The sequence below is a fragment of the Achromobacter sp. 1012554356 genome (assembly GCF_059760815.1).
Genome location: NZ_JCBANC010000158.1, coordinates 1 through 207, shown reverse-complemented (window position 1 = coordinate 207; position 207 = coordinate 1). Strand labels below are relative to the sequence as shown.

At 50.2% G+C, this 207-nt stretch carries 1 rRNA gene; it reads right to left on the bottom strand.

Annotated features, from left to right (window positions below):
• Window positions 1–207: ribosomal RNA gene (locus tag AC6LJW_RS29555) — 23S ribosomal RNA — on the bottom strand; the annotation flags it as partial.

Genomic DNA, 207 nt, shown 5'->3' with positions numbered 1-207 from the left:
GTCCCGCCCTACTTGTCTTACGCTTAGTTCCACACACAGAATTTCGTCTACAGGGCTATCACCTGCTACGGCCGGACTTTCCATTCCGTTCGACTATCCTGCGTGCTAAAACGTAAAGGCTCATCCGATTTCGCTCGCCACTACTTTCGGAATCTCGGTTGATTTCTTTTCCTCGAGCTACTGAGATGTTTCAGTTCACCCGGTTCG